Below are 25,540 nucleotides of genomic sequence, written 5' to 3'. Positions count from 1 at the left end.
GGACCAGCGCCGCACCTCCCTGTCCACGAGAGGTGTGCGATACACATACTATCCCTGGCAGGTCTTCTGACTCCCGGTTCGTCCTTGCTTCGCGCCTTCCCGTTCAAAAACAGTGGCTGTATTGCGAAACTCGTCCCCGGTTACAGCGGCGGGCCCGTCCCGGATTTACACCGGGTTCCCTTTTAAGCTCTTTTCAGAGCGCCTGAGATATCGATGTCAAACTTAGCGGATCTACGGTGAAAGTCAAGAAAGAAGTTCTCGTCAACCGCGACAGTCGGCGGGACTATCTTCGGCATGCCTGTGAAAATGGAGACTTGTGCAGGAGAAAGTTTCGGGTGAGTTGTGGTCTGTTGCCTTTCAATTGACTGAAAAGGTGACGGTGTCACCATCGCTTGTGTGAAAGAAGAATGGTGGCAAAGTTTTGCTAACTATGCTAAATAACGCATTCCAAGGTGCTCCTAGGGAGCTTAATCGGGAACCCCGTGTAAATCGGGGACGGGCCCGCCGCTGTAACCGGGGACGCGTTTCGCAAGCACACGCCACTGTTTGCATGGTGTCCATCCGGAACGAGCAATTTCGTTCGAGTGCAAGGCGCGAGGGAGACGAAAAAGCGGAGCGTACACATTTACGTGAGCATTTTTCGACGACTGAGCAGCGCTGCAATCGGGCGAAAGGGCTGTTTCCGAATGGGCGCCAAGATGGGAAGGCGCGAAACAAGGATGAACCGGAAGTCAGAAGACCTGCCTTGAAAAATTATGCCGCATGATCGCCGTGGACAAGTGATTATGTGATGATCTGCCGTGGATGAAACAGGGCCTCCCCGGATCGAGAAAATCGGTCCGGGGTTTTTTTATGCCGCAGGAACTGCATCTTATCACCACCCTCTGGGCGCATCTGCTCTGGCCGTTGGCCAAGATCCTCTTCTGGATGTCCGTGGGGCTTATCGTTGCCAATTTCATCGAGGCCCTCAACTGGACACACCGGCTGGCCTCCTTGACCCATCCTCTGGTGCGTTTGGGCAGACTTTCCCCCACCTCCGGGGCCAGCTTTTCCATGGCGTTTTTCTCCGGAGTTACCGCGAATACCATGCTGGCCGAGGCCTTCGACAAAGGGCAGTTGAGCAAGCGAGAGCTGGTGCTTGCCAATCTCTTCAATGGATTACCCCGTTTTTTTCTCCATCTGCCCACGGTTTTCTTCCTCACCGCGCCGCTGATTAAAATGGCGGCCCTGCTGTACCTGGCGCTGACGTTCAGCGCGGCTATACTGCAAACCGTGCTGGTGGTGATCGGCGGCAGGTTGCTGCTCGCGCCGCTTCAGGCCGGACAGCCGGAGATAGCGGGCTTGATCCGGGAAAAAACCGGCTGGCGTCAGGCCCTGGATAAAAGCATCAAACGATTTCGCAAAAGGATCAAGGGGCTCCTCTATTTCACCGTGCCCGTGTACATCCTTTTCTACTTTTTGGGCAAGCATGGGGTGTTTGTTTGGCTGGAGCAATTGTTTGCCACCAAGGCCTGGTTTCTTGCCTGGCTCCAACCGCAAAGCCTCGGTATAGTCATGGCCCATGTCACGGTGGAGTTTTCCGCCGGTCTGGCCGCGGCCGGGGCTCTGCTGGCAAATAATAGCCTCGGTTATAAAGAGGTGGTTCTCGCTCTCCTGGTCGGCAATATCCTTTCCACCCCCATCCGGGCGGTGCGGCACCAGTTTCCGTACTATGTGGGGATCTTTTCCCCGCGCCTTGCCCTTGAGCTTGTGGGGGTCAGTCAGGTATTGCGCATGGGGTCGGTGGTTGCCGTTGGTCTGGTCTATTATTTCATGACCCTTGGCTAGAGTGAACCCGGATGATTTTCGTGTCTTGCGTGAGGTGAATCGCCGGTTTTTGTAGAATCCATAAGTGTGTTGTCAACAAGGCGCCCATTGGGCTTAAAAGGGAATCCCGTGCAAATCGGGAACGGTCCCGCCACTGTAATTTCCTCCTGCTTCCAATGCGAAGCAGGAACGCCGGTTCTCAAGCCACTGCCCCCTGTTGTGGGGTGGGAAGGCGAACCGGTTTTGGGAAAAGTCAGGAGACCTGCCTCGTTGATTTTGTTGCTGCAACCTTCGAGGAAAGGTTTCCGGCCTTGCGCGCTGAGCAGAATACGCAGGGGGATGCCGTCTTTTTTTGAAGGGAACTTATCAACCTTTTAAAAGATGGAGAAGAAGATGCGTTTGAAAAAAATGTCACACAATGCTGTTTGGTTGCTGGTCGCCCTGTTTCTGGCGCTTGGCGCTATGAATGCCCAGGCGGCCCCGGCCGAGAAAAAGGCGGTGGTGCTGGCGGTGTTCGGCACCAGCCATGAAAGCGGGTTGCCCGGCATCCTCAACATCCGGGATCAGGTCCAGGCATCCCTGCCGGGCATTCCGGTGCGATTGGCCTTTACTTCCAACATCATCCGGAGGATCTGGCAGGAGCGGCGTAAGGACCCTGCCTATGCGGGACAGCACCCCGAGGTGCCCGCGGAGATCATCAATGTCAAGGGGCCCCTGGCCGCCATCGCCGACCTGCAGGACGAAGGGTACGGTTATATCGTTGTCCAGCCGACCCATATCTCCAGCGGGGAGGAGTTTGCCGATCTGGCCGCCTATGTGCAGGGGTTGAACAGCATCAAAACCGTGAAGAAGCGGAACATGCCGTTCAAGAAGATCCTCATCGGGCGGCCTGCCCTGGGAACCCACGGCATCGAGCACGAATACCGGCACGATATCGCACAGGTGGCAGCCCTTTTGGCCCCGGACGTGGAGATGGCCCAAAAAGCCGGGCGGACGCTGGTCTATTTCGCCCATGGCAATGAGCATTATTCCACCGGGGTCTACCTGGAGTTCGAGCAGGTGATGCGCAAGCGGTATCCCGGGGCGCGTATCTATGTTGCAATGGTCGAGGGCTTTCCGGACAACGACCGTCTTTTTACGGAGTTGAAGGCGGACAAGACCAGGAAGGTGCTGCTTAAGCCCTTCATGACCGTGGCCGGAGATCATGCCAAGAACGACATGGCCGGATCTGAACCGGATTCCCTGAAAAGCCAGCTTGAGGCGAAGGGCATTAACGTGGCTGCTTCCCTTGTCGGCCTTGGAGAATCCGATGGTTTTGCCGCCATCTTTGCCCAGCATATCAAAGACGCCATGAACGATGAAGGGATTTGACACCCAATGAGGCAGAGCGGATACACCATATGGTTGCTGACCCTGTCCCTGGCGGCAGCCACCTTCGGGGCCATTGTCTATGCCACCGGCATGGGGCATATCGCTGTGCCCGGCGGCGATATCCTGCGGGTGATCGCGGCGAGGATAACCTCCAATCCCGCAATGCTGGCGGGGATCGACCCGGTGATCCCCTTTGTTGTTTTTGACGTCCGACTGCCCCGGATCCTCACCGCCACCCTGGTGGGCGGCGGCCTTGCCATGAGCGGCGTCATCTACCAGGGCATCCTGCTCAACCCGCTGGCCGACCCGTACACCCTGGGGGTTTCCTCCGGGGCGGCCTTTGGCGCGGCCCTGGCCCTGGTGGCCAACCTGAGCATGATGGGACATTTTTCCGTGCCGCTTTTTGCCTTTACCGGCGCGGCCCTCACCCTGCTGGTGGTGCTCTACCTTTCCAGCTTCAACGGGCAGATCTCGGCCAACACCCTGATCCTCTCCGGCGTCATCGTTGGAGCTATCCTGGCGGCCGGGATCAGCTTCTTGAAGTATCTGGCCGACGAGCAGGTGGCGGTGATCATCTTCTGGCTCATGGGCAGCTTCGCCTCCCGGACCTGGCTGGATGTGGGCGTGGTAACGGCGGCGCTGGTCTGCGGCCTGCTGCTCTCCCTTTTTTATGCCAGGGATCTCAATATCCTCAGTCTGGGCAACCGGTCGGCGGATACCCTGGGTGTTGAAAGCACCAGGGTGCGCTGGATTCTGCTCCTGTCCGCCTCCCTGGTGACGGCGGTCTGCGTGTCGGTTTCCGGGATCATCGGCTTTATCGGGCTCATAGTGCCGCACCTCATGCGGTTTCTGGTGGGTCCGGACAACCGGAAGCTGCTGCCGGTTTCCGTCCTGGCCGGAGCCTTGCTCCTGCTGGTGGCCGATACCGTGACCCGGGCGGTGCTGCCGGTGGAGGTGCCCATCGGTGTGCTCACCGCCCTGATCGGCGGCCCGTTTTTCTGCGTGATTTTCCGCAGGCGGCAGAGGAGGGCGATATGACCGCAACAAGCGGCTTTGGACTGACCGGGGTCAGTTTCGCCTACGGGGAGACCCCGGCCCTGGCCGATCTGGACATCTCTCTCCAGCCGGGCAAGTTTTACGGGATCGTCGGTCCAAACGGCTGCGGCAAAACCACCTTTCTCGATCTGCTCACCGGCACCAAGAGTCCGGACCGAGGAAGCGTCACCTTTATGGATCGGCCGGTTGCTGATTACCTCCGCCGCGATCTGGCCCGGCTGGTCGCCCTGGTGCCCCAGGATTTTGCCATCGATTTTGCCTTCACCGTGCAGGAGGTGGTGCTCATGGGGCGGCATTCCCATATCGGTCGTTTCGCCTCGCCTGGAGCGGAAGACTGGCAACAGGTGGATGCGGCCATGGCTGCCATCGGCATCAGCCATTTCAAGGACCGTTTTGTCAACGAGCTTTCCGGCGGGGAGAAACAGCGGGTTGTCGTGGCCCGCGCCCTGGCCCAGCAGACCCCCTGTCTGCTCTTTGACGAGGCAACCTCCAGCCTGGATGTGCAGTACACCATGCAGATCTTCAACGTGGCCAAAAAGCTGGTGCAAGAAGAGGGGCGGACCGTGATCGCTGTGATCCATAATCTGAACCTGGCTGCGGCCTACTGCGACGAGCTGATCTTCATGAAGAAAGGCAAGGTCGCAGCCAGCGGCCCCACGAACACGGTGCTGGAGTCGGCCATGATCAAAAAGGTGTTCGGGGTGGAGAGTAGGGTGGCGTTTGACGCATTCAGCAACACCCAACAGATATCTTTCCGTTACTGGAGCTGAAATCGTGTCAACAATAACCATGCGTATGCTTCTTTTTGTTTTTGCCCTGCTGGCCGGGCTCAGCCCGCATGCCTTGGCTGGCGCTGTTCCCGCCACCTTCCAGGACAGCGAGGGCAAAACGGTCATCGTTGCTCGCCCCTATACCCGGATTATCTCTCTCTACGCGGCCCATACAGAAAATCTGGTCAGCCTGGGGCTCGGCGCCGAGATTATCGGCATCGAAGGCGGGAATGAGGGAGCGGCCCACCTCAAGGATACGAAACATTTCAGCTACAGAGAAGACCCTGAGAAATTCATTGCCGCTCGGCCTGACCTTGTTCTGGTTCGGCCCATGATCGAGCGTTCCGCGCCGCAGTTGCTGGCCACCCTGCGCCAGGCTGGGATTACGGTGGTATCCCTCCAGCCAAAAACAGTGGAGGAGATCTTCGACTATTGGCGCGCTCTGGGTCTGCTCACCGGCAGAACCCGGCAGGCCGAGGAGATGATTTCCACCTTCCAGACGGAGCTGGCGGCCATCCGGAAGATCATTGCCAAGGTCCAGGAAACGGCCAGGGTCAAGGTCTACTTTGAGGCCATTCACACCAAGATGAAGACCTTTGCCCGGGAAAGCATCGCCATGTATGTGCTGGAACAGGCCGGGGGCGCCAACGTGGCCGCGGATGCCAGCCAGGTGCGGGAAACCAATATCGCCGCCTACGGCAAGGAGCGCATCCTGGCCAAGGGTGCGGAGATCGAGGTTTTTCTCGCCCAGCAGGGACGGATGAATCCGGTGACCATGGAGACAATCATGCAGGAGCCTGGATTTCAGGCGATCAAGGCGGTGCGCAGCAACCGGGTTTTCCTGATTGACGAACGGCTGGTTTCGCGGCCAACCCTGCGGATTATCGAGGGGATACGAACCATTGCCGCACTGCTCTACCCGGAGCTTTTTCCCGGCCTGAATCGAAAAAAGGTGACAGCCAATGGCCGGTGATCGCGACTCCGCCATCCTGATTGCCGGCACCAGCAGCGGCTCCGGCAAGACCACCATCACCCTGGGGTTGCTTGCCGCCCTGCGCAATATGGGAATGCCGGTACAGCCCTTCAAGTGCGGGCCGGACTTCATCGATCCGGGGCTGCACCAACTGGCCTGCGGCCGGGTTTCCAGGAATCTGGACCTGTGGATGATGGGCGAAGCACAGGTGCGGGGAACCTTCGCAAAAGGCCAAAAAAGTCCCCTCCCCCTTGGCGGGTTAGGGAGAGGGGGAACCAGCGATGAACCCGGCAGTTCGCGGTTTCACCCGTCCTCCTCCCCCTTCCCGTCGAGGGAGGGGGAGTCACTATTGATCTCCGTGATCGAAGGGGTCATGGGTATGTTCGACGGCCAGGATTCTTCCAGCGCGGCGTTGGCCAAGGTTTTGGGCGTGCCGGTGGTGCTGATCCTTGATGTGCGCTCCGCCGCGGAAAGCGTGGCTGCGGTCTTAAAAGGTTTTGAAACGCTGATGCCCGAGGTGGCGCCGGTGGCGGTGATCCTCAACCGGGTTGCCAGCCCAAGGCATCTGGAGCTGGTGAGCGGGGCCATCCGTAAGCATTGCCGGGCCGAGATACTGGGGCATCTGCCCCAGTCCCTTGATTTTTCCATGCCCGCCCGGCATCTCGGCCTGTTCACCGGAGTAGAGCAGCCCATCAGCCCCGAGGCCTTGGAGAGCTTGGCGGCAACGATCCGCGCCCAGGTCAACCTGGAGCGTTTGCTGGAGCTGGCCGCAAGCGCAATAGTGCCGGCAGTGGAAGATGCCCCTCCCCGTCACGAGCAGGGAACAGTGCAGGCCCGAATCGGGGTGGCCAGGGACAGAGCCTTTTGCTTTTACTATGAGGATAACTTCGATCTGCTGCGGGCCGCTGGCGCGGAGCTGGTTTTCTTCAGTCCCCTGGCGGATCGGGACCTGCCCGAGGGGCTGGACGGCCTCTATCTGGGCGGCGGCTACCCCGAGTTGTACGCGAGGGAGCTTTCCGGCAACCTCACCATGCGGCAGGCGATCTCCGATTGGGCCGACTCCGGCAGGGTGCTCTATGCCGAGTGCGGCGGCTTCATGTATCTGACTGAGGGCATCGTTGGCGAAGATATCGGGGTGCTGCCCATGGCCGGGGTATTCCCGGTGACGGCCCGTATGCAGAAAAAGCGGGCCAGCCTGGGCTATCGGGAGGTGCGCCTTGAACAGGATTGCTTCTTTGGCCCGACTGGCACTGTGTTGCGGGGCCATGAGTTCCATTACTCGGTGATCGATCAAATGCCGGATCATGTTGAACGGATCTACACGGTGAACAGTGGTAACGGCGAGCAAAGCCGGGAAGGCTATAGGTATAACAATGTGCTGGGCGGGTACCTGCACCTCCATTTCGGTTACAATCCGCAGATGGCGGTGGAATTTGTCCGGGCTTGCCGCTCTGCTGGCCCCATGGGAGAGAAACAATGAAGAGCACCATCATGGAGATAGCACCGGAAGCCATCGAGGCCGAAAGCTTCCGCATCATTGCCGAGGAGCTGGGCCCCACCGAGTTCGACCCCAGAACCTTCAAGGTGGTGCAGCGGGTGATCCACGCCACCGGGGATTTCTCCTTTGCCGAGAGCCTGGTCTTTTACCCCCAGGCCATTGATGCCGGGATTGCGGCAATCCGGGCGGGACGCAATATCTTGACCGATGTCAACATGGGTGCGGCCGGGGTGAGCAAGGGGCTGTTAGCGGCTTGGGGGGGCTCGGTGATCTGCAAGGTGGCTGATCCGGAAGTGGACAGAATCGCCAAAGAGAGCGGCCTGACCCGTTCCGAGGTGGCCATTGAGATGGGCTTGACCGAAAATATCGGTATCGTTTCGGTGGGCAACGCACCCACCGCCCTGCTCAAGGTCATGGAGTGCTGGGATGCTTTGGCCCCGGAGCTGCGCCCCGGTCTGGTGGTCGGAGTGCCCGTTGGTTTTGTCAATGCCGCCGAATCCAAGGAGCTGTTGAGCGAAAAGACATACCCCTTTATCACCTGCCTGGGCAGAAAGGGGGGCACTCCGGTGGCTGTGGCCATTGTCAATGCGCTCATCCGTCTGGCGAAAGAGGTATAGGGAACCCATGGCGCGCAGACTGCGAAGCGGATATACCACCGGCGCCTGTGCGGCTGCGGCGGCCAAGGCGGCGGTGCTGCTGCTTGTGGGGTGGCCCCGGCCCGAGCAGGTGGAGATCCCCTTTCCCGATGGCAGCCGTCATGGCTTTGCGGTGCATCACTGCCAAGTAAAGTCCGGCCAGGCCTGGGCCTCGGTAATCAAGGACGCCGGGGATGATCCGGATGTGACCAACGGCGCGGAGATCGTGGCCAGTGTTTCTTTTTTGCCGGAAGGGTTTTCCTGCAAAAATTCCCTCCCCCCCGGAGTCTGCGCTTACCTGGCGGGGGGAGGGCTAGGGAGAGGGGGAAACAGCGATGAACCCGGCAGTTCGCAATTTCACCCACCCCCCAGCCCCCTCCCGTCAGCAGTGACAACGGCGAGGGAGGGGGAGCTGAACTGTGTCCAGCTCGAACAGACAAATATCTTTCTCGACGGCGGGGCAGGGGTTGGCCGGGTAACCAAGCCGGGCCTCGCGGTCAAGCCCGGGGAACCGGCGATCAACCCGGTGCCGCGCCGGATGATTCTGGCCGCGGTTCTGGAAGGTTTGGGTAAGGAGACGGGGAAACCCTTGGAGATAGTAATTTCCGTTCCCAGGGGCGAGGAACTGGCGGAGAAAACTCTGAATAAACGGCTGGGCATCGTGGGCGGGCTTTCCATCCTCGGCACCACCGGCATCGTCCATCCCGTGTCCGTGGAAGCGTGGACCGCCACCATCGAGGCTTCCCTGTCCGTGGCCAAGGAGGCAGGACTTGCCGAGGTGGTGTTGTCCACCGGCCGCACCTCGGAAAAGGGGGTGCAGACCCTGCTCGCCCTGCCTGAGGAAGCCTATGCCATGATGGGGGATTACCTGGAATTTTCCCTGCTGGCCGCGGCCCGGCGCGGTTTTGCCTCCATTCATCTGGCCGGGATGTGGGCCAAGATCATGAAGGCGGCCCTGGAGATTCCCCAGACCCATGTCCGGCATGGCGCCCTGGAAGTGACGGACGGGCTGGCGCTGCTGGCCCGGTTGGGGGCGGATTTCTCCTTGCTGGCAAGCCTCAAAGAGGTCAACACTGCCCGGGAGCTCCATGAACGGTTGCATGCACAGGGGAGAAACGATTTGATCCGGGCGGTGTGCGAAACGGCCAAGCGCTATGCCCAAAAGGTTTCCGGCCTGGAGGTGCAGATTTATTTGGTAAATAGCCATACCCAGGTGGAGCTGCATGTTTAGCCTGATTTTGTTCGGCGTTGGCTGTCTGGGACTCACGGAGCAACAGGCCGGGATGCTGGCCCAGTGCAGGCTCATCGTGGGCGACCGCCGCCATCTTTCCCAGGCAAAGGAAATGGCGGCGGAGCAACTCCCCATTTCCCCCTTGGCGCCTGCCCTGGCCAGTATCCGACAGGCACTGGCCGGCGGGGATGTCGGGGTGCTGGCCAGCGGCGACCCGCTGTTTTTCGGGATCGGTCGCATGCTGCTCAAGGAATTCGGGAGGAAGCAATTGGTGGTTCTCCCTGCGCTCTCCACCATGCAGGAGGCCTGCGCCCGGTTTAAATTGCCCTGGGACGACATGAAGATGGTCAGCCTGCATGGGAGGAAAACCCTGCATGCTCCCGGCCTGTTGCTTGGCAGTGAAAAGACCTTTGTCTTCACCGACCGGCACAACGCACCTGCCCATCTGGCCCAACAGCTTATCGAGTATCTGGAGCTGATCGAAGACGAACCCCTGTTGGCCCAATGCCGGGTGCATGTGGCGGAAAATCTGGGCGCTACGGATGAGCGTCTTTTTTCCGGAACCCTGGCTGAGGCAGCGAACCAGGATTTTGCCGAACTGAATATGCTGATTGTCACCCGACCGCCTGTGGCGGCAGAAGGCATTCCGGTGTTCGGGCTTACTGAGGAAGAGATTGCCCACAGCCGCGGCCTGATCACCAAGGACGAGGTGCGGGCCGTGACCCTGCATACCCTGCGACTGCCAAGCACCGGGGTGCTCTGGGATATCGGCGCAGGCAGCGGTTCCATCTCCGTGGCCGCTGCCCGGATGCATCCGGATTTGACCGTTTTTGCCGTTGATCAGCATCCCGAGGCCTTTGCCAATGTGAAAAAGAACATCCGGCAATTCGGCTGCTACAACATCATCCCCATCCAGGGGGAGGCCACCGAGGTTTTAAACAGCCTTCCGGACCCGGACCGGGTCTTTGTCGGCGGCAGCGGCGGCAAATTGCCTGCCATCATTGGCCAGGCTGCTCATCGTCTGCCCAGCGGGGGCAGGATGGTGGTGAACGGAGTGATAGGCGCAACCGTGGCCGAGGCGCCGCAGTGCATGGCCATGCATGGCCTACAGGTTGATTTGACCCGAGTACAGATTGAACGAACGACTTTTCCAAAAACAGAATCGGGAAAGGTATTGAATCCCATAACAGTTATGACAGGTAGAAAATGAAGGGAACATTGTATGTGGTTGGCGTGGGGCCTGGCGATCCGGAGCTCATGACCCTCAAGGCCGTGCGGATTTTGGAGCGTTGCGGGGTGTGGCTTGCCCCTGCGGCGAAAAAGAACGGGGCAAGCACGGCCCTGGGGATTGCGGAAGGGGTTGTGGCGCGTGGGGACAAGGAGATCATCACCCACCATTTCCCCATGAAAAAGGTTCGCATGGGACAAACGCCGGACCCGGAGGTGAAAAAGGCCTGGGATGCGGCGGCAGCCCAGATCGTTGGCCATTTGCAGGCGGGCCGGGATGTGGCCTTTCCAACCCTTGGCGATCCGGCCATCTACAGCACCGGTTTTTATGTCTGCGAAACCCTGTTTACCCTGGCCCCTGATCTGCCAGTGGAGATCATTCCCGGGGTCTCCGCCATAGGCGCTTCCGCTGCGGCCGCAGGGCAGCCGCTCTGTCTGGGCGACGACCGGCTGGTGGTCATTCCTGCCACCTTTGAAAATGGCCGCTTGCGGGAGACCCTGGAGCAGTTCGACTCGGTGGTCCTCATGAAGGTGCACCGGGTTATGGACCGGCTGGTGCCGCTGCTCACCGAGATGAATCTGCTCGACAAGGCCGTGCTGGTGGAGCGCACGAGTCAAAATGGCCAGCGGATCAGACGCGATCTGACCACCGCGCTTACAGGCAATAATGATGAGCCCCATTATTTCTCCACCATCATCGTGAGAAAATCATGACTTCAGCGCGCCTAATGCAAAAGGCCAGAAAGTTCCCTCCCCCCTGGCGGGTTAGGGAGAGGGGGGACCACCTATGAGTTCGGCAGGTTGCAATTTCACCCACCCCCCTGCCCCCTCCCGTCAAGGGAGGGGGAGTCAAACAAAACGCTTTCCCGTATATTTCGTTGGCGCAGGGCCGGGCGATCCGGAGCTGATTACGGTCAAGGGGCAGCGGTTGCTGCGGGAAGCCGATTGCATCGTCTACACCGGCAGCCTGGTGCCAGAACCCCTGCTTGCCGGAGTGACCGCTAAAGTGCATAATTCCGCCGGCCTGAATCTCGACGAGGTCATGGCTCTGGTGATCACTGCCCATGAGCAAGGGGAAAGGGTGGTCCGGCTCCATACCGGCGACCCTTCCATCTATGGAGCAATCAACGAGCAGATCGCCCGTCTGGTTGCCGCAGAGATTCCCTTTCAGGTCGTGCCTGGGGTGAGTTCGGCCATGGCCACTGCCGCTGCCCTGGCCACCGAGCTGACCCTGCCCGAGGTTTCCCAGACCGTGATCATCACCCGCAGGGCCGGACGGACCCCAGTGCCGGAGCAGGAATGCCTTTCCTCCCTGGCAAGCCATCAGGCCACCATGCTGATCCTGCTCAGTGTGGGCATGATCGAGCAGGTCGTGACCGATCTGCGCAGCGGCGGCTACCCGCAGGACACCCCGGTGGCGGTAGTCGAGAAGGTGAGCTGGCCCGAGGAACGGAGCATCAGGGGAACCCTTGCCACCATTGCTGCCCAGGTCAAGGAGGCGGGGATCACCAAAACCGCGATCATCGCGGTGGGCAAGGTGCTGGCCAGCAGCCCGCCTCCGGCCCTGTCCAAGCTCTATGACCGGCATTTCGGCCATGGTTTTCGGGATGCGGACCAGTAGGGTTATGAAGATCGGCATCCTCGCCATAACCGACGGCGGCAAACGACTGGCCGCCGATCTGGCCACAAAAATGCCGGAGGCCCAGGTTTTGCCGCAGGAGGGTGGGGTGGCGCAGATTCTGGCCGAACATTGGCGGGAACTGGACGGCTTTGTCTGCATCATGGCCACCGGTATTGTGGTGCGGGCCATAGCTCCTCTTCTGCAAGGTAAGACAAACGACCCCTGTGTGGTGGTGCTGGATGAGAAGGGGCGCCATGTTGTCAGCTTGCTTTCCGGCCATCTGGGCGGGGGCAACGATTTGGCCCGGCAGGTGGCGGTTCTCTCCGGCGGCGAACCGGTGATCACCACAGCTTCCGACACCTTGGGTCTTGTCCCCCTTGATCTCTGGGCCAGAGCGCAGAACCTTGTCTGCAAGAGTAAGGAAGGGTTGACCCAGGCCAGCGCCAAGCTGGTCAACAGCGGCAGCCTCAGAATTTTTTCCGAGGTGGCCATTGCCTCGCTGCCCCAGGGATTGGTGGAGGTTGGAGGGCCGGAACCGGCCGATATCGTGATTTCACCGTATCTTGGTGATTACGGTACGGCGGTGGTCTTTCGCCCCAAAAATCTGGTGGTCGGAGTAGGGTGCAACCGTGGGACTCCGGTCATGGAACTCCGGCAGGCCTGTGATGAGTTGTTTTCCGACCAAGGGCTGTCGCAGTTGAGCATCCGCAATCTGGCCTCCATCGATGTCAAGCAGGATGAAGTTGCACTGCTGGCCTTTGCCAAGGAGCAGGGCTGGCGGCTGGAATTTTTCAGCAAGGAAGAGTTGAACAGGGTTGAAGGTGTAACGGTTTCCGTGGCGGCGCTGCGGAATGTGGGCGTGATCGGCGTGGCCGAACCCGCTGCCCTCCTCAGCGCACAGAGTAACGATTTACTGGTTGGGAAAAGAAAATGGCACAATGTAACCATGGCGGTGGCAAGGGTAAACTGTACGTTGTCGGAACAGGACCCGGCTCTGCAAAACATATGACCCCTGCTGCAGCCGAGGCCCTCGGTGCAGCCGAGGTGATCGTCGGCTACCAGACCTATCTTGATTTGATCCCGGAGTTTCTTGCGGGCAAGGAGGTGCTGGCCTCCCAGATGATGAAGGAGGTCGACCGCTGCCGCAAGGCGCTGGATTTGGCGGACCAAGGCCGCATTGTCGCCCTGGTTTCCGGCGGCGATCCCGGCATCTATGCCATGGCCGGGCTGGTCTTTGAGATGGCCAGGGAGCAGAACGTTTGTGTGGAGATAGAGGTAATCGCGGGCATCGCCGCGCTCAATGCCTGCGCCGCCCGTTTGGGCGCGCCGCTCATGCATGATTTCGCCGCGATCAGCCTGTCCGACCTGCTGACCCCTTGGGAAAAGATCGAGAAACGGCTTGAGGCTGCGGCAGCGGCGGATTTTGTCGTGGCGATCTATAATCCGAAATCAAAGAAGCGGGCCGAGCACATCGTGCGGGCCCGTGAGATTCTCCTGTCGCACCGTGCCCCTAAAACCCCGGTGGGCATCGTCACCGCCGCCACCCGCGAGAATGAACGGATTGTGCTCACCACCCTGGGCAAGATGCTGGAAAACGAGATCGACATGCAGACCACCATCATCGTCGGCAACTCCATGACCTTTGCCTGGCAAGGGTTCATGGTCACACCCCGGGGATACGCGGCAAAGTATGCTTTATAAGAAAGCTGACAGCTTTCAGCTAATCATGCTTCCTTGATCGCCAGCAGCGGTTCCATCCGGGCCAGGCGGAAAATGGGGATGGCCGCGCCGAGCAGACAGATGACGATGCCGACTCCCGTGGCGATGAGCCCGATGGTGATGTTGGCCGTGGTAATGGTCGAAACCGTGCCCAGCGTGCGGAGCAGGGTAAAGTCCTTGGCCAGGTAATGGATCAGGGAATGGCCGATGACCACTCCGGCCGCGCCGCCCATGGTGCTGATCAGCAACGCCTCAGCCAGGAAGATCTTCATGATGTGGAGCTGATGGGCGCCGATGGCTCGAAGGATCCCGACCTCGCGCCGCCGCTCGTTGGCAAGCACGGTGAATGTCGACCAGGCCAGGAGCAGGGCGAGCAGCGAGGAGATGAGGATGGTTATGGAAAACACCCGGAGGATGTCCCCCAGGGTGTTTCGGACGTCGGCGCCGATGTCGCCTCTGGTCATCACCCCCACCGTGGGGTTGAGGGTGCGGATATCCGCCACCACCTTGTCCGTCGGCACCCCGTCTTTCACCTTGATGAAGATGATGGAGATTTTATCGGTCTGATACCCGCCCGTTGCCTCGGGGGAGATTTTATTCAGGTCGTCGAGGCGCATGAACACCCCGTGGTCAAGGCCGGTGCGGGTCTGCCGGAGATGGCCGACCACCTTGACGCCCTTGCCAAAAAGGCTGGCCGTGTTGATCAGGCCGAGATACTCGTACACATAGCTTCCCACGTAGATCTCGCCCGGCTCCAGACGTTTGGGCCCGGTCTCCAGCCAGGGGGCGACGACAAAATCCTTGTCCTGGTCGAAGACGATGACCTGCCCTTCGTCGATGCTGCAGCACCCGGAACTCAGGGTGTTGAGGTAGATATGGTAGGTTGCCTGCTTGATGTCGGGCAGCTCGCTGATGTCGTCGAACACGAACTTATCCATGTAAAAGCTCTTGATCCTGCTTTCCAGGATGAATTCCTCGGCATTGCCCTTGGCCTCGGAGGGGACGATGACGATGTCTGCGCCGAGCCGCTTGCTTGCCTCCTCGATATCGTCTTCCACCGCCTTGTTAAAGAGCATGGCAAAGGTCAGCAGGGCGACGAGCAGACCAACCGCCAGCATGAGGATAAGGTTGCGGAATAATTTCCGGGTGACGCCTTTCCAGGCAATGGCGATGATGGTGTGGGCGTTGCGGGGTGTCATAGGGTTTCTGGTCGGTTGAGGAAAGGGGGTTGGATTCAGAAAACACAAAAACCGGAGGGCTGTGGCCCCCCGGTTTTTGTATAGAACATAACGGTGCTGAAGAAAACTTATTTCTTCTTCGCTACCTTGGCCCAGTTCACGTCAAGGCCGCAGAGAACGGCGTGGGGAGCGTCTTCGCCGGTGCCGAGCTGCTCGTCATGGCACTTGAGACAAGCAGAGGTCGATTTGCCGACCAGCTTCTTGGCGGCAACGTCGAAGAGACGCAACTGGCCGTCCATGCGCCACTCGCCGTCAGCAGGCTTGGACGGATCCTTGCAGCCGGGAAGAACGGCTTTGGTGCGGGTGGTGATCATGACGTACTTGCTGTCCGGGGTGAAAATGGCGTCGTGGGTCTCTTCCAGCGGAGCCATGGTCACGGAGGCCAGGGTCTTCAGGGTCTTGGCGTCGATCAGGAAGAGGATGTCGCCGGTGGCGTTGGCGATGTACTTGCCGTCCGGTGAGTAGTACTGACGGAAGCTGATGGTTTTCTTGGCGTTGCCGTCGGCCACGCCCTTGCGCAGTACCTTGACCTTGCCCTGCTCAAGCGCCTTGGCGTCAAGAACGAACATGTGCATCTTGCCGATGCCGTCGCCCAGCTCCTTGTTGTCCGGAGCAACATTAGATTCGTTGAGGGTGATCAGGATCTCTTTCATGTCCGGAGAGTTGATGCCGTGGGTGTATTTAACCCCGCCCTTGATGTCGGCCTCGGTGCCTTCAAGAAAGATGTTGTGCTTCATCTCCATGGTCTTCTTGTCGATGACGCTGATGTAGCCGGGTTTGTTCATGGAGATGGGCATGAAAAAGTTCTTGGTCTGGGCGGAGGCGCAGTAGCCGGCCTTGGTGTTCATGACCTTGGCCGGAACCGGGAAGGTTTTGTCCATTACGACCTGGCCGGTCTTGAGGTCGGTCTTGCCGTAATGGTAGGAGTTGTTGGCCGCGGCATCCGGCTTGTAGGTGGACCAGAACATGGTGTTGCGGTCCTTGTTGTCGATGCGGGCGTCATGGGTGGGGTGGGTCGCGCCGCTGCCGATGTCGATCTTATCCAGTTCGTCCAGGATGATGGGGGTCTCGGCTTTGGGGTCGATCTTGAACACGGCCTTGGCGAAATGACCGCCCATGCCGGCAATATAGGCGGTGCCGGAATAGTTGCCCGCGGCCATTGCCGCGGTGGCGCCGGCGAGGCCAAGGGCGACGACGGTGCCGGTGATCAGGGATTTGCGCCAGGTAGACTTGGTGAGTTGCATGATTTTCTCCTCGTTGTAAACGCCGGCAAGGTCATGGGGGCGTGCCGGCATCCGACAGTTGGTGACTGTCTGTTCATGTACTAATCGCCTTGGACGGAGGCGATTGGCTCGCTGCTCTCGCTCAAGGCGGAATTCCCAGGTGCGACAAATTGCCATGCGACAAAATGCCGCATTCATGTTTACGATATTACCACTCAGTGGTATATTGGCAACCTGATTTTTACGCAGAAGCAAATAATTTTGCAGCAGATCGTGCCTTGGGCTGTTTTTCGCTTTTCAGCCCCCTGGCCCATGACCTGATACCGCATCGAAACAATGGGGAAAAACGTGATCATCGAATGCAAGGATCTCACCAAGACCTACCCGGTGGAAGCCACCATGGTCCACGCCGTCAACACCGTAAATCTTTCTGTAAACAGGGGGGATTTTCTCGTTATTCTGGGGCATTCCGGTTCCGGAAAAACAACGCTCTTGAGTCTGATCGGCGGGCTGACCTCCCCGGACAGCGGGCAGGTTTTTATTGATGGGGTGGAAAACTGGCAGCAATCCGACCAGGCCCTTTCCACCATGCGCAACAGCAAGATCGGTTTCATCTTCCAGTTCGCCAGCCTGATTCCCACCCTCTCGGTCATGGAAAATATCCTGCTGCCCTTGAGTTTCGGGCACAATCCCGCGGGCAGCCGCGATCTTGCCCTGGATATCCTCTCTCAGGTCGGCCTGGCGGACAAGGCTAATGCCTTTCCCTCCCAGCTTTCCGGCGGCCAGCAGCGCAGGGTCGCCATTGCCCGCTCCTTTATCAACTGCCCGGACATCATCCTGGCCGACGAGCCCACCGGGGATTTGGACGAAGAAACAGAAAAGGATATCCTTGCACTGTTTAGACGATATAATGAACAGGGCACGACCTTTGTGGTGGTGACCCACAACAGCGACCTTGCCGCAACCCAAAAGGGCGCCAGAGTTTTCTCCATGCGCCAGGGCGTTCTCACTCCACAGGCCGGCTGAGTTTTTTTGCATTTCCGGAATAAGCGGAATTCGTAAAAAGCTCCCTCCCCCTTGGCGGGGGAGGGGGACCTAGACATTGCTGAGTATTATGTATGGTAAAAAAAATCCTCCCGATATTTCTACTCTCCACGGTCTTGCTTGTCCTTACCGCCTGTTCCGGCGGTGAGCAGGCGGCCAAGAAACTGAAAATCGGCGATCCGGCCCCTGCGTTTGCCGGAACCGATTTGAGCGGGCAGCCTCTATCCCTTGCCGGATACCAGGGAAAACCGGTCATCCTCCGTTTCTGGTCCACGGATTGCAAGTTTTGCCGGGCCGATACCCCGATCTTCAACCAATATTTTGAAAAGTACAAGCAAGCAGGGTTGCGGGTGGTCTATATCAACCGCAATTCCGACGAGGCAACGGTGCGCCAGTTCGTGGCGGACCTGGAGATCGGCTTTCCGGTGCTCATGGACAAGGACGGAGCGATTTCGAAGCAGTACAATATCAAGCTGGAGCCGCAGACCATTGTCCTTGGTCCGGACCATCGGATCCTTGCCGCCATCCTCGGCGGGGTGAGTGAGGCGGAGTTGAAGGGGCTGCTGGGCGAGTATTTTGGCGAAATTGCGGAAAAACAACAGGTTGACTGAAAATGACAAGCATGGTTATCAGAAAAAAGAATATTCGAAAATATGCCCTGATTCTCTGTGTGCTCTCTTTTCTCCTGCCGGCTCAGCCGCTCCTGGCCCAGCCCGCCAAGGAGGTCGCCCCCCAGGAGCGCTGCCCGGTCTGCGGGATGTTTGTGGCCAAATATCCTAACTGGCTGACCCAGGTCCGGCTGAGCAACGGGACAGTAAAGTTTTTCGACGGGGTAAAGGACATGATGGCCTTCACCTTCACCCCGGCCTCCTTCGGCGCGCCGGGGCAGGCAGCCAAGGAGATCTGGGTGAAGGACTATTACACCCTTGCCTGGCTCGATGGCCGTTCGGCCTGGTATGTCATCGGCAGCGATGTTTACGGGCCCATGGGCCACGAGTTCATCCCCTTTGGCTCCGCTGCGGCGGCGGAAAATTTCCGCAAGGATCACAAGGGGACCAAGGTCATCCGTTTTGACGAAATCACCGAACCGCTGGTGCAGTCCATGCGTCACGGCCAAAAGATGCGTTGAACCGATGCGGCCCGCTCTTCGTTTCGCCATGTTTCTCTGCCTGCTGCTGGCCCTTGACGGGGCGCTGTTTCTCGATGGCCTGGCCAGGCGTAAGGCTCAGGAGGCGACCCTGGCCCAACTGGAGGTGGTCACCAGCGGCTTGGGGCTCACCGACCTGGCCGTGGCCACCGAGGCCCGCTACACCCGACATCCCGCGGTGAGCGACCACGTGGTCCCCTTCATGGATCATCCCGGAGCCATCGAACATTTTCCCACCGGCGCCTTCTGGCTGCCGCCGCAACGCTGACCGCCATGGCCCAACACAATCTGGAAAAACAGCTCAACATCCTCGAGTATGCCCTTTCATCCCTGTGGCGGCACCGCCTGAAAAGCCTCAGCGTGCTGCTGGTCTTTGGAGCGGTTATCTTTTTGCTTGCTTCCTTCCAAATGGTGACCCAGGCCTTATCGGACAAAGCAAAGCAGGTGCTGGTCCATACCCCGGAGATCACCCTGCAGAAGATGTCCGCCGGCCGTCAGGAGGCCATCCCCCTGGCGTATGGGGACAAGCTGGCCGGTATCTTCGGCATCCGCAGGGTGGTGCCCCGGATCTGGGGCTATTATTTCGATGAGGTCCGTTTGGCCAATTACACGGTCATGGGGCTGGAGGTGGCTGAGATGCCGGAAGGCGCTCGCCTCGATACGACCCTGGCCAGCGGCACCATGCCGGGGCCTGGTGATGATGCGCAGGGCTGGGCGGTTATCGGCTGTTCCATCACCAACGCCCTGGACCTTGCAGGCCGCGACACCTTCTCCCTGTTTCGGCCCGATCTTTCCCTGAAACCCTTTGTGGTCAGGGGCGAGTTTTCCCGGGACACCGATATCCTGACCAACGACCTCATTGTCATGAACCTGGCCGATGCCCGCGATCTCTTCGGGATTCCCGCCGGGCTGGTCACCGACCTCTGCGTCTACGTGGCCAACCCCACGGAGATCGAGACCATCGCCAAAAAGATCTCCGAAACGTTGCCTGGGGTCCGGGTGTTGACCCGGCCGCAGATCCAGAAGACCTATCAGGTCGTGTTCGGCTGGCGCAGCGGCTTCGGTTCCATCTGCCTGCTTTCCGCCCTGGCAGCCTTTGTCATCCTGGCCTGGGACAAGGCCTCCGGCCTTTCCCCGGAAGAGCGGCGGGAGATCGCCATCCTGAAAGTCCTGGGCTGGGAAACCAGCGACATCCTGGCGGTCCGTTTTTGGGAGTCGGTGATTGTTTCCGGGCTGGCCTGCATTGTGGGGATGACCGCGGCTTACATCCATGTGGTCTATTGTGCCGCCGCCCTTTTTAGGCCGGTGCTCATGGGCTGGTCCGTGCTGAGGCCGGATCTGCATCTTCTCCCCAGGCTGGCGGTGGGGGATATCCTGCTGATCCTCGCCTTCACCGTGATTCCCTATCTGGCAGCCACGGTGATCCCGGCCTGGCGCAGCGCCACGGTTCCCGCCGATTCGGCGCTGGGAGGCTGAGGCGATGCTGATCGAACTTTCCCAAGTGAGCAAGATCTACAACCAGGGCAGGGCCAACGAAGTTCGGGCGCTCTCCGGCATCGATCTTACGGTGGAGCAGGGGAGCATGGTCTGCCTCAAGGGGCCGAGCGGCTCGGGCAAGTCCACCCTGCTGGCCATCATCGGCTGCATCTTCCCGCCCACCAGCGGCAGGGCCGCCATTGCCGAGCGGCAACTGGCCCGGCTGCCGGACCGATTCCTCACCCTGCACCGGCGGGAGACCATCGGTTTTATCTTCCAGCGCTTCAACATCCTGCCCGAACTCACGGTGCTTGAGAACATCACCCTGCCCCTGCTGCCGCTGGGTGTAGCGCCCAAGGAGCGCAGGCAAAGGGCGCACGAGCTGCTGGAGCGCTTCGGCATCAGCCACCGGGCCCAGTTCCCGGCCGGGCAGATCTCCGGCGGCGAGCTGCAGCGGGTGGCCATTGCCAGGGCGCTGATCAACAACCAGCCCATCATCCTGGCGGACGAACCAACAGCCCATCTCGACACCACCCTGAGCCGGGAGTTCATGGCGATCATGCAGCAGCTCAAGGCGGCGGGCAAGACCATTGTCATTGCCTCCCACGATCCTCTGGTCTTCGAACATCCGGCCATCGACCGGACCGTGACCATCCAGGACGGCAGAATCCATGTTCCTTAATCCCTGGAGCCTGGCTCTCACCCTCTGCAGCCTGGTGGTGCTGGTGCTCGGCGCGGTGGCCGCAAAAACAGCGGTGCGGGTCCTGCGTTTCTGGGAACCGGGCAGCGACAGCAACCAACAGATCAGGCTGGAAAACGAGATCTGGCTCTCTTCCACCCTGGTCGCCTACGGCCTGGGCTTTCAGATCATCACCCTGATCCTCTTCGTGCTGGCAGCCGATGAGTTCTGCCAGGTCATTGTCGGGGCCATGTGCGCCACCGGCGCCTTGCTGGCAAACCCCTACGGCATGCCCGCGCTGCTGGTCAAACTGTTCGGCGTCTTCTTCTACGGCTTCTGGATTCTTCTCCACCAATTGGACATCCGTTCGGAGCACTACCCCCTGGTGCGGATCAAGTATCTGGCCCTGCTCCTGCTTTTGCCTCTGCTTGTCCTCGATGTCACCCTGCAAACCCTGTACATCGCCGGGATCAAGCCGGACATCATCACCTCCTGCTGCGCCGTGGTTTTCGGCGAGAGCACCGGCGGCTCCACCAATCTCATTACCGGGTATTCGCAACAGGGGGTGCTGCTGGCCTTTGCCGGCTCCATTGCCGGGCTTCTGCTTGTGGGATGGGGGCTGTTGCGGCGGTGGCAAACCTGGCTGGCCGGGCTCTATGCCGTGGGCTGGCTCTGGTTTCTTGTCCTTTCCCTGGTGGTGATCACCACGGTGGTTTCATCCTATGTCTATGCCATGCCCTACCATAAGTGCCCGTTTTGTATCCTCAAACCGGAGTATCATTATTTCGGCTTTGCTCTGTATGGTACCTTGATTCCAGCAACGTTCTTCGGAGCCAGCGCACCGATTGCAGGGCTGGTGCGGGGCAAGGCAGGGTTGGAGGGGGTGGTAGATGGCTACCAGCGGCTGGCGGTGCAACTTTCTTTGATTTTGCTGGTGATTTTTTCAGGGCTGTCGTTTTATCACTATCTCAAGTACCTGATCAGCGGCGGGGAAGGGTAGGGCAACTAGACGTATTGGGGTTTGGCCGACATGAAGCTGAGATCCTGCTTTCTAGCTGCCTCACCTTCTGACCGGACACCTTTCTTCGGCTTCCTTGGTGTTGTCGAACAATCGACAATCCTTCAGAAATTGCAGATGGCTAAGATCGGCGCCGACCTGGGCCTCATAGCGCTTGTCGTTAATCTCTTCGATGTTTTCATAGATCAGCGCGACAAAATCCTTATCGATCTTCTGGCAGGTCGCCATATCCCGCATGATTCGATCGGTGCTTGCCGCGCTGATGCCGCAGCGATAGGGACGGTCCTCCATCAAGGCAGTGAAGGTGTCGGCAACGGAGAGTATCCGGGCGCCAAGAGGTATTTCTTCAGCCGTTTTTTTGTATGGATATCCGGTGCCGTCCAACCGTTCGTGGTGCAATGCCCCCCATTGCGCGATATCCTCAAGCCCTTCAATGCCACGGAGAATTTCCGCGGAATAATAGGGATGTTTGTAGATAATGGCAAAATCCTCGCTGGTGAGCCCTTCGCGTTTCTCAATAATTTCAAGGGGAACCACCAGCTTGCCGATATCGTGCAGCAACGCGGCGATTTTTATCCTGTCCGGGTCTTCTTTTTTAAAACCGCTGTGATTGGCGATGGCCACCGCAACGGCAGCCACTCCGCTTGAATGGGTGGCGGTAAAACGACTCCGGAAATCGATGATCCGCCTGAACATCTCCGCCAGGGCCAGGATTTCACCGCGGTCAAGCTCCATTCCGCCCAGGGGGAAACGCTCCTGCAAAATCGTGCTCACCGACGGGGAGAGCAGATCGAGCCAGAAGGCCTCTTTGCCGGCCACTTCCTGAAAGGCTTCGACCTGCTCGGGTACAAACATTTCCCCGGCTTCCGCGGTGATCCGCCGGACAATATCCGTTTTTTGGCTCAGGATTTCGCGGTTCGCATCAAGCTGCACCGCGATGCGGTCCGAAAGGTGGATGAGATGACTGAGCAGCGGGACTTCCTCGCCCCGGTCCACCATGCCTTGGCCGTTTTGCCAGTAAACATGATGAAAACGGATGAGCCGGGCCAGGTCCGCAAACGGCGCGAATCCAGCGAGCAGGGAATATCCCGGCAGGGTGTGGCGATCCGGCTCCGCCACTTCGAACTCGAATGTTTGCACCCGGGTCTTGCTCGACAGCCCGCCGATATCATGTACTGCCGCGGCCAAGATAAGCCGTTCCAGACTGTGCTGGTCCAATCCCAGCGTTTTGCCGAGGGTGGCGGCGACAAAAGAGACCTTTTTATGGTGGTCCACCAGCACCGGGCTGATCAAGTCAGTGGCGGCTGAAATGCTGCTGAGCAAGGGATATAATTTGAGTTGGGTCTTTTGGTTCGTTTCTGAGCTCATATCTCTATTCTTATCCATTTTGGCTGAATTAGTAAACCCCTGCACCGCGCCTCCATCCAAGTCATGGCCTGCGGCTCCTCAGCCTTTATTTCCTCCGGTGTTTCCTGGGACTAGCAGGGTGTTGAAAAACTCGTTTTTCGATGCCCTGCGTGCGATCCAGGGATGGATCGCCAATTTCGACGAGTCCTAACTCGTTGAAATTGTGAGATCGGACAGAATTCACTTCTGACCGATCGTGGTTGAAAAAAGCCAGGACGGCTTTTTTCAACATCCTGCTAGATCTTCTGCCGTAAATCCAGGAACTCAGCTTCGCTGGGAATCAGTTTTAAAAAAAGCTTTTGACTTAGGTCAAGGCGGCTTGGCGCCACTGTGCTTTATGATGGAAACAATTGGGAGTTTATCGATATTCCATCCATGGGAGGTGCGCGATCATGATGAATGCGGAAGAGCTTTGCCGCCAGCAGCAACTGCTGGAATCCATCGACTGGCAGATGACCCCGGAGAAGGCGGTGGACATGTATCTCGAATGGGGCTCGGGCTGGACCCGGGGCCACGATTTCGTCAGCTCCGTCCATGATGAATCGGTCTATTTCGTCTTGTTCGACTGGGAGACCCCGCCCCAAGTCACCCTTATCCGCAGGAACATGGGCGGCGCCGAAGAACTTGCCAAGGTGGAAGTGCCTGCCGGTCTTTTCGAGGCGGCGGTGCGGGAGGACGGGCGGTTGCCGGGCGGCACCGTGCATCGTCTGAACCAGCCGCTGGAGGAATGGCTGCGGGACAGGCTTGCCGCCTTGCAGAGGTAATCCTGTTTATTCGGAACTTCGTTTTCTTTTCTTCCTCTCTGGTACGATTCTATTTTAAGATGAATCAGGTACATGCCTTGTTGGCGTTTTCCAGACACGCTCATTTTCCAGAGAGACAGCGTCATGTTGAAAAAAACAAAACTAGTGCTCCTTATTCTGGGTGGCGTTTTTGCTCTTTCCGCCTGCATGAGCGTCCAGCAGATCAGGGACCGCCGCATCGCCTCGAATCAGGAACTCTTCAACTCCTTCAACGCGGAAATCCAGCAGAAAATCCGGGCCGGCCAGGTGGAACTCGGGTTCAGCGAAGAAATGGTCAAACTTGCCTGGGGGATGCCGGACACGATCTATACCCGGACCACTGACAAGGGTGACGCAACGGTCTGGACGTACTCGAGAACGCGAATACTGACCCACACGGATCGGATGACCATCCCGGTGCGGGTGCGCGATACATCGGGAAGGAGCAGCGTTCAGTACGAAAACGTCTGGGTCAACCGCGACACTCGGGAGGAATATGCCGTGGCCCGGGTGGAATTCACCGGCGGAGTTGTCACCGCTCTGGAACGACTGAACATGTAGGTGTCATCCCAGGGCAACTATCTGCCTGCGCGGATTTTTTCCTCCCGGGTCTTGAGACACTTGCGGTTGTGATCATCGAATTCGGTGCAGGTTTTCAGGACAAAGGCTTCCTGTTGGGGATAAAAGGTGCATTTGCTTGTGTAGTCGCAGGTGTTGCTGAACGAATCCCAATACTGGCACTCTTCGACACATTCCACTTCGCCATAACTATGAATGGTTTTTTCAAAGAGGCATTTTTTTGAAAAATCGTCCCAGTACTGGCACTCGCGCACGGCTATGGGCTGGACAAGGTCGGAAACTGTACCCGGCGCCCCTTCGCAGATCACGGTAAGATCCCGGTCGCGGAAAACCTCGCCCTTATTGAGCCGGATCTCTCTGGCCTCGACGGCGCCAGGCAGGAAAACAAGCAAAACAGCCAACAGGATCATCAGGCGCGGATTCATCTTCGTCTCCTTTGTTATAGGTAGTACGGAAAGCGGGAAAAGCTTATTGCTCCAGTTGGCCGGAGTTTACTATCACCACTTTTGTTCGCGGCCGGCCGCTGCGCGACCCCATTTCTTCGATCTTCTTGACCACCTCAAAGCCTTCAACCACCCTACCGAAGACCACATGCTTGCCGTCAAGCCAGGGCGTTTTGACGGTGGTGATGAAAAACTGGGAACCGTTGGTATTCGGCCCGGCATTGGCCATGGACAACATGCCCGGCTCCACATGCTTGCGGATGAAATTCTCATCGGCAAAGGTGCGGCCATAGATGGATTTGCCGCCGGTGCCGTCGCTGTTGGTGATATCGCCGCCCTGGAGCATGAACTCGGGAATAATGCGGTGGAAGATGCTGCCCTTGAACCCGAAGCCTTTTTCATGGGTGGCCAGTTGCCGGAAATTCTCCGCTGTTTTCGGCACCACATCGGCAAACAGCTCTATCACGATCCGCCCGGCTTTTTCATCGCCGATGGTGACATCAAAAAACACCTTGGGATTAGCCGCGGCCGCTGATTTCTCCGGTGCGGCTAATCCTCCGGCCAGAAACAGGCAGACCATGATCACCCCGCCAATGA

The 25,540-nt window shown here is 58.9% G+C and carries 27 protein-coding genes and 3 riboswitches; of the genes, 22 read left to right on the top strand and 5 right to left on the bottom strand.

All coding sequences use genetic code 11. The features are described 5' to 3' along the window. Window positions 1-39: 39 nt before the first annotated feature. A riboswitch (cobalamin riboswitch) is annotated at window positions 40-221 on the bottom strand. A gap of 212 nt (window positions 222-433) precedes the next feature. Continuing rightward, window positions 434-762: riboswitch (cobalamin riboswitch) on the top strand. A gap of 90 nt (window positions 763-852) precedes the next feature. The 13 genes from MWR57_RS06010 (at window position 853) to cobJ (ending at window position 13,889) form a co-directional block, all read left to right on the top strand. After that, window positions 853-1,827, top strand: a complete 975-nt coding sequence (locus tag MWR57_RS06010) for a hypothetical protein (RefSeq protein ID WP_423123894.1) — start codon at window positions 853-855, stop codon at window positions 1,825-1,827. Window positions 1,828-1,888: 61 nt separating this feature from the next. Then, window positions 1,889-2,090, top strand: a riboswitch (cobalamin riboswitch). Window positions 2,091-2,199: 109 nt separating this feature from the next. Next, on the top strand, window positions 2,200-3,177 hold the full coding sequence (locus MWR57_RS06005) for a sirohydrochlorin cobaltochelatase (RefSeq protein WP_423123893.1): 978 nt from the start codon (window positions 2,200-2,202) through the stop codon (window positions 3,175-3,177). A 6-nt stretch (window positions 3,178-3,183) separates the two neighbouring features. Further along, window positions 3,184-4,215 carry a FecCD family ABC transporter permease gene (locus MWR57_RS06000; RefSeq protein WP_423123892.1) on the top strand — a complete coding sequence of 344 codons (1,032 nt, stop codon included), beginning with the start codon at window positions 3,184-3,186 and terminating at the stop codon, window positions 4,213-4,215. Then, the gene (locus tag MWR57_RS05995; protein WP_423123891.1) at window positions 4,212-5,003 is read left to right on the top strand and encodes an ABC transporter ATP-binding protein; all 792 of its coding nucleotides are present in this window, start codon (window positions 4,212-4,214) and stop codon (window positions 5,001-5,003) included. The genes MWR57_RS06000 and MWR57_RS05995 overlap by 4 nt, the downstream gene beginning before the upstream one ends. A 4-nt stretch (window positions 5,004-5,007) precedes the next feature. Continuing rightward, window positions 5,008-5,976: an ABC transporter substrate-binding protein gene (locus MWR57_RS05990; RefSeq protein WP_423123890.1), complete on the top strand. Its 969-nt coding sequence runs from the start codon at window positions 5,008-5,010 to the stop codon at window positions 5,974-5,976. Continuing rightward, entirely contained in the window at window positions 5,966-7,456 is a 1,491-nt protein-coding gene (locus MWR57_RS05985; protein WP_423123889.1) for a cobyrinic acid a,c-diamide synthase CobB, read from the top strand. The genes MWR57_RS05990 and MWR57_RS05985 overlap by 11 nt, the downstream gene beginning before the upstream one ends. Beyond that, window positions 7,453-8,091 carry a precorrin-8X methylmutase gene (locus tag MWR57_RS05980; protein ID WP_423123888.1) on the top strand — a complete coding sequence of 213 codons (639 nt, stop codon included), beginning with the start codon at window positions 7,453-7,455 and terminating at the stop codon, window positions 8,089-8,091. Before MWR57_RS05985 ends, MWR57_RS05980 begins: the two co-directional genes overlap by 4 nt. 7 nt (window positions 8,092-8,098) lie before the next feature. Beyond that, complete coding sequence (gene cbiD, locus MWR57_RS05975; RefSeq protein ID WP_423123887.1) at window positions 8,099-9,340, top strand: cobalt-precorrin-5B (C(1))-methyltransferase CbiD; 1,242 nt, start codon at window positions 8,099-8,101, stop codon at window positions 9,338-9,340. Next, window positions 9,333-10,550 carry a precorrin-6y C5,15-methyltransferase (decarboxylating) subunit CbiE gene (cbiE, locus tag MWR57_RS05970; RefSeq protein ID WP_423123886.1) on the top strand — a complete coding sequence of 406 codons (1,218 nt, stop codon included), beginning with the start codon at window positions 9,333-9,335 and terminating at the stop codon, window positions 10,548-10,550. The genes cbiD and cbiE overlap by 8 nt, the downstream gene beginning before the upstream one ends. Next, window positions 10,547-11,281: a precorrin-2 C(20)-methyltransferase gene (gene cobI / locus MWR57_RS05965; RefSeq protein ID WP_423123885.1), complete on the top strand. Its 735-nt coding sequence runs from the start codon at window positions 10,547-10,549 to the stop codon at window positions 11,279-11,281. Before cbiE ends, cobI begins: the two co-directional genes overlap by 4 nt. Window positions 11,282-11,354: 73 nt before the next feature. Continuing rightward, window positions 11,355-12,188, top strand: coding sequence for a precorrin-4 C(11)-methyltransferase (cobM, locus tag MWR57_RS05960; RefSeq protein WP_423123884.1), 834 nt, complete (start codon window positions 11,355-11,357; stop codon window positions 12,186-12,188). Then, entirely contained in the window at window positions 12,145-13,197 is a 1,053-nt protein-coding gene (locus MWR57_RS05955; protein WP_423123883.1) for a cobalt-precorrin 5A hydrolase, read from the top strand. Before cobM ends, MWR57_RS05955 begins: the two co-directional genes overlap by 44 nt. Beyond that, window positions 13,194-13,889, top strand: a complete 696-nt coding sequence (cobJ, locus tag MWR57_RS05950; RefSeq protein WP_423123882.1) for a precorrin-3B C(17)-methyltransferase — start codon at window positions 13,194-13,196, stop codon at window positions 13,887-13,889. The genes MWR57_RS05955 and cobJ overlap by 4 nt, the downstream gene beginning before the upstream one ends. Before the next feature lie 23 nt (window positions 13,890-13,912). Here the strand turns inward: cobJ and MWR57_RS05945 are convergent, their stop codons facing one another. Both MWR57_RS05945 and MWR57_RS05940 read right to left on the bottom strand, forming a co-directional pair. Beyond that, on the bottom strand, window positions 13,913-15,106 hold the full coding sequence (locus MWR57_RS05945) for an ABC transporter permease (protein ID WP_423123881.1): 1,194 nt from the start codon (window positions 15,104-15,106) through the stop codon (window positions 13,913-13,915). 107 nt (window positions 15,107-15,213) lie between these two features. Next, window positions 15,214-16,389, bottom strand: coding sequence for a hypothetical protein (locus tag MWR57_RS05940; RefSeq protein ID WP_423123880.1), 1,176 nt, complete (start codon window positions 16,387-16,389; stop codon window positions 15,214-15,216). Between the two features lie 327 nt (window positions 16,390-16,716). Between MWR57_RS05940 and MWR57_RS05935 the strand changes: the two genes are divergently transcribed. The 7 genes from MWR57_RS05935 to MWR57_RS05905 all read left to right on the top strand — a co-directional run bounded on the left by MWR57_RS05935 (window position 16,717) and on the right by MWR57_RS05905 (window position 21,714). Beyond that, the gene (locus MWR57_RS05935) at window positions 16,717-17,394 is read left to right on the top strand and encodes an ABC transporter ATP-binding protein (RefSeq protein ID WP_423123879.1); all 678 of its coding nucleotides are present in this window, start codon (window positions 16,717-16,719) and stop codon (window positions 17,392-17,394) included. A 92-nt stretch (window positions 17,395-17,486) separates the two neighbouring features. Next, on the top strand, window positions 17,487-18,023 hold the full coding sequence (locus tag MWR57_RS05930; RefSeq protein ID WP_423123878.1) for a TlpA family protein disulfide reductase: 537 nt from the start codon (window positions 17,487-17,489) through the stop codon (window positions 18,021-18,023). 2 nt (window positions 18,024-18,025) lie between these two features. Continuing rightward, a complete protein-coding gene (locus tag MWR57_RS05925; RefSeq protein ID WP_423123877.1) occupies window positions 18,026-18,541 on the top strand; it encodes a nitrous oxide reductase accessory protein NosL in 516 nt (171 codons plus the stop codon). Window positions 18,542-18,545: 4 nt separating this feature from the next. Further along, entirely contained in the window at window positions 18,546-18,827 is a 282-nt protein-coding gene (locus MWR57_RS05920) for a hypothetical protein (protein WP_423123876.1), read from the top strand. A 5-nt stretch (window positions 18,828-18,832) separates the two neighbouring features. Next, window positions 18,833-20,035: an ABC transporter permease gene (locus MWR57_RS05915; RefSeq protein ID WP_423123875.1), complete on the top strand. Its 1,203-nt coding sequence runs from the start codon at window positions 18,833-18,835 to the stop codon at window positions 20,033-20,035. A 4-nt stretch (window positions 20,036-20,039) separates the two neighbouring features. Further along, a complete protein-coding gene (locus MWR57_RS05910) occupies window positions 20,040-20,717 on the top strand; it encodes an ABC transporter ATP-binding protein (protein ID WP_423123874.1) in 678 nt (225 codons plus the stop codon). Further along, window positions 20,707-21,714 (top strand): hypothetical protein, encoded by a 1,008-nt coding sequence (locus tag MWR57_RS05905; RefSeq protein ID WP_423123873.1) that lies wholly within the window; start codon window positions 20,707-20,709, stop codon window positions 21,712-21,714. Before MWR57_RS05910 ends, MWR57_RS05905 begins: the two co-directional genes overlap by 11 nt. Window positions 21,715-21,774: 60 nt before the next feature. Here MWR57_RS05905 and MWR57_RS05900 read toward each other — a convergent pair whose 3' ends face one another. Further along, entirely contained in the window at window positions 21,775-23,100 is a 1,326-nt protein-coding gene (locus MWR57_RS05900; RefSeq protein WP_423123872.1) for an HD-GYP domain-containing protein, read from the bottom strand. 431 nt (window positions 23,101-23,531) lie between these two features. Here MWR57_RS05900 and MWR57_RS05895 point away from each other — a divergent pair, with 431 nt between their 5' ends. After that, window positions 23,532-23,903, top strand: a complete 372-nt coding sequence (locus MWR57_RS05895; RefSeq protein ID WP_423123871.1) for a DVU0772 family protein — start codon at window positions 23,532-23,534, stop codon at window positions 23,901-23,903. A gap of 123 nt (window positions 23,904-24,026) precedes the next feature. After that, window positions 24,027-24,482, top strand: a complete 456-nt coding sequence (locus MWR57_RS05890) for a hypothetical protein (protein ID WP_423123870.1) — start codon at window positions 24,027-24,029, stop codon at window positions 24,480-24,482. A gap of 17 nt (window positions 24,483-24,499) precedes the next feature. On the opposite strand, the gene MWR57_RS05885 is transcribed toward MWR57_RS05890, so the two are convergent. Together MWR57_RS05885 and MWR57_RS05880 are read right to left on the bottom strand one after the other, a co-directional pair. Beyond that, a complete protein-coding gene (locus tag MWR57_RS05885) occupies window positions 24,500-24,925 on the bottom strand; it encodes a hypothetical protein (protein WP_423123869.1) in 426 nt (141 codons plus the stop codon). A 43-nt stretch (window positions 24,926-24,968) separates the two neighbouring features. Continuing rightward, complete coding sequence (locus MWR57_RS05880) at window positions 24,969-25,523, bottom strand: peptidylprolyl isomerase (RefSeq protein WP_479723950.1); 555 nt, start codon at window positions 25,521-25,523, stop codon at window positions 24,969-24,971. Between the last annotated feature and the right edge of the window lie 17 nt (window positions 25,524-25,540).

It is taken from the genome of Hydrosulfovibrio ferrireducens (genome assembly GCF_046883345.1).
Lineage (GTDB): Bacteria > Desulfobacterota > Desulfobulbia > Desulfobulbales > Desulfurivibrionaceae > Thiovibrio > Thiovibrio ferrireducens.
Note: the sequence above shows the minus strand (reverse complement) of the source record. Positions and strands in the feature narration are given on the sequence as shown.